This is a genomic window from Chromohalobacter sp. 48-RD10 (assembly GCF_029889785.1).
Lineage (GTDB): Bacteria > Pseudomonadota > Gammaproteobacteria > Pseudomonadales > Halomonadaceae > Chromohalobacter.
Map to the genome: position 1 here is coordinate 1 of NZ_JARANX010000063.1, position 3,587 is coordinate 3,587.

The 3,587-nt window shown below is 42.8% G+C and carries 5 protein-coding genes; all 5 read right to left on the reverse strand.

Annotation, left to right across the window (positions count from 1 at the left end):
- A partial coding sequence (locus OP496_RS16795) for an SDR family NAD(P)-dependent oxidoreductase (protein WP_280564952.1) occupies positions 1-809 on the reverse strand: 809 nt, incomplete at its 3' end.
- 19 nt (positions 810-828) lie between these two features.
- Positions 829-1,341, reverse strand: a complete 513-nt coding sequence (locus OP496_RS16800; protein WP_280564954.1) for a glycosyltransferase — start codon at positions 1,339-1,341, stop codon at positions 829-831.
- The gene (locus tag OP496_RS16805) at positions 1,338-1,796 is read right to left on the reverse strand and encodes an oligosaccharide biosynthesis protein Alg14 (RefSeq protein WP_280564955.1); all 459 of its coding nucleotides are present in this window, start codon (positions 1,794-1,796) and stop codon (positions 1,338-1,340) included. The genes OP496_RS16800 and OP496_RS16805 overlap by 4 nt, the downstream gene beginning before the upstream one ends.
- Entirely contained in the window at positions 1,777-2,625 is an 849-nt protein-coding gene (locus OP496_RS16810) for a glycosyltransferase (RefSeq protein WP_280564957.1), read from the reverse strand. Before OP496_RS16810 ends, OP496_RS16805 begins: the two co-directional genes overlap by 20 nt.
- Positions 2,622-3,587, reverse strand: a 966-nt coding sequence (locus OP496_RS16815) for an O-antigen ligase family protein (protein WP_280564959.1), incomplete at its 5' end; no start/stop codon positions are given. The genes OP496_RS16815 and OP496_RS16810, both read right to left, overlap by 4 nt.

The following is a 3,587-nucleotide window of genomic DNA, read 5'->3' on the forward strand; positions in this document are numbered from 1 at the left end:
AAATCCATCAATGCCACGGGGCTCCCATGGCCAATATTATAGAGTGCGAACGGCGCGTTACTTTGATCCGGCGCCGTCGCTTGCCGTTCGGTATCGGCCTGGGGAATTACGTCCTGAATGCGGACCACGCCCTCGACGATATCGTCGATATAGGTGAAATCCCGCGATAGATCGCCGTGGTTGAAGATCGGCAGCGGTTCGCCGGCAAGAATCGCCCGAGTAAACTTGAACATCGCCATGTCCGGGCGTCCCCACGGACCATAAACGGTGAAGAAGCGAAGCCCCGTGGAGGGAATGCCGTACAAGTGGGCGTAGCTGTGCGTCATCAGCTCATTGGACTTCTTGGTCGCGGCGTAGAGGCTGATGGGGTGATCCACGGCGTCGGCGGTCGAGAACGGCACATGCGCATTCTGTCCGTATACCGAGCTCGACGAGGCATAGATCAGATGCGGCACTTGCTGATGGCGGCAGCCTTCCAGCACGTTGAGGTGGCCGACGAGATTGGCCTGCGCGTAGACATGCGGGTTGTCGAGCGAGTAGCGCACGCCGGCCTGCGCGGCGAGATGAATCACTCGCTCGAAGCGCTCACCGGCGAAGAGCGCTTGCATGGCCGCCTGATCGGCAAGATCGATGCACTCGAAGCGCACATTGGGATACGCGGCCAGATCGTCGAGGCGCGCCTGCTTGAGCGCCACGTCGTAGTAATCGTTTAGATTGTCGATGCCGACGATGGTGTGGCCATCGGCCGCCAGGCGCTTGGCCACGGCATGACCGATGAACCCGGCCATGCCCGTAATCAGGATCGTCATCTTAAATACCTTTACCCCTTCATTTTTTAGATATCCAGCAAGAAATCTTCTCAGACACAAAATCACTCAAGCACTGGATTGAGGCGTTAGCTTTTATATCACCATGAACATTTCTTACTGCATAACTGGAATAACAGGCAGACAAGTCTTCTAACAATTCTTCTCTAGAAGAAGGAAAGTGTAAATTCGAAAATTTTCCACGAAACATATTAGCAGTTGATAACTGATGATCATTCCGGTGTTCCCCGAGATTCTTTAACCTTGGGAGGAAGACTCCTTTCTTTTTATTATTCAAGCATGTAATTATATTACCCATCCCAACATGGCTAATAATAAAACTACTTCTCTTAACATAACCTTCAAATTTTTCAACACTCAGCCTGTCAATCATTTCAAACCGACATTCTTTTAAAGAAGAGTCTCCACACTGAACAACAACCTCTTCTTCTATACCATACTCCTGATGCCACCTTTCAACATCAACAATAAGTCTGTCAAAAGGGAGCTGCCCCCCGACTGTTAAAAAAATCATAACACGCTTCCCTTATATAGAACTAGCTTTCCATCCGACACCCCCTCCCACTGTGTCAAACACAAAGTAGCCACATATTTAGCGATCTTCCCAGAGGCCGACAGCTTATCCACATTAGCTATACTATCAATCCAAATGGACTTTGCAAAAAAAAACTTAGACAAGATAACAAAAACTAAACCAGGCAGGGCTCCAGTTGTAACAACCACTTTAGGCCGGAGCTTTAGCAACAAATAAAAAGCTTTTGAAGCACATAAAAAGAAGCTTACAGGAGTCTTCATATTACAATCCCTAACCGTATACCCATCTTCCCCATAACCGCCATCCGCAACAGTAGACACATACCCCACTCTCTCAATGTGATTTTCACCTAAAATCATTTTCAATTGAGTATTATGCCCACCAAAAGATGCAACAGCTAGTATATCGCACTTGTCACCCAAATAATTTTTCATTCACCCTTCTCCAAAGAATGCGTTTATTATACCTAATAATATCAATATCTGCCACCCTGTCTTTCCTTCTTAGAAAAGAACAGATATAGCCTTTAAAATAGGAAGCGCCATTAGAAAACTTCCCTATTAACATATAATTAATAGACTTCAAAATCGAAAAATGTATAGGTATACCTCTATAATAAGCAGAATACCCGTAATATGAGTAATCAACTTTTTTCCCCACTTCTCTGCACACATAAAACAGGTCTTTACTTGCATAGCACTTCCACCCTTTGAGCTCAGCCTTACACACGGACAAAGCATCAGCAGAGGGACCAATAATATAACCTGAAGAAATAAAGCATTCCCTTTTCCAAAGCCTACAGTTCCCTCTAGGCCAATTACTGTTTTTCCCATCATAGCTTCCATCTAAATGGTATGCCTGCCCACTTGAAATTCCGAGAGCTGCATCAGACTCCAGAAACCGTACTAAGTCTTCATAATAATTAGGAGGAGGGGTGCAGTCAGCATCCAATATGCCTAAGTAATCAGTTTCACTCATAAGGTTATTTTCGAGCAAATAAGAAATCCCAACGCTAACAACTGTTGCATACTTCCCCCCTAGCTCATACTTCTCACTCGGCAATACAAAACTCACGACCTTAAAGTTTTTTACGTTTGTCAACGTTGAGATTTCATCTAACAGCTCTTTAGAGCCATCAGTACTACCGTTTTCAACAACAACCCAATTCTGGATTGAAATAGTTTGACTTTTTACAGCCTCTAGCAAAACTAATATATTATCAATTTCATCTTTCAGAGGAGTCACTAAAGATATTTTTTTCATACCAATTCACCTTCGTTCGTTTGATATGCACGGGACACCAACACACCATACAAAAACAAATATGGAAAGCTAACTATAACATTGCCGGACAGCATAGGTATAGCTATGATCCCTATTAAAAACAGAGAGTACCTCACTTTTAACATATAAAACAAAAAACTAAAAATCACTACCAAAAAACCGACCCCCCCCCTTTCTATCAGCAAGCGCACGTAATCATTATGGGGGTCTTTCTTCATAAAGTCATATACATAACTCCCCTCTACTTGACTTCCAAGACCTTCACCAAAGAGCTGATTGGCTAGGGAGCCATCTAATAAGTTATTTATAATTGCAAGTCCATAGCTTGCACGCCAAGCTAAACTCCCATCTGAGCCAAAAGACATTTTATCAGCTTTCTCTCGGATGTTAGAAACATCAAACTCAGATACTTTCCAAACTAGCGACTCAGTCACCCCAAAGAGATAAGCAATCAAGGTAATTAAAAATGCTATCGCCACCCCCCACAACATACTCTTTATACTAAACGAATAATAAGTAGCATACGCACCAAAAATCACGTATAGAAATACAATCAAACCTCCAGAACTCTTCGATGCAAGTATAGCAACAGACAGCAACATCAACGCTAGATTTTTTTCTCTACTATTAAAAAACAAAACCACATATGCTGTAAGGACGACGCAAAAATAAGCAAAGTGGTTGGCGTGTATAAAAAAACCTTGCAGCCTAGCGTCGGGACCAAAGTTAAAGCTCAATATATTTACTAAAACAAAGCCTAAAGACAACCTTATCAACTTATCCCTATCCTTGTTATCCAGAGTGGAAAGCATAGAAAAAAGAAGAAACAATGAAACTAATTTTACCATCTCAACTATAAAAACATACCAATCAAAACTAATTGACCAGTAGCTCACACACATACTATAAATTATAATTACAAGAAAAAATCTGGCTATAGG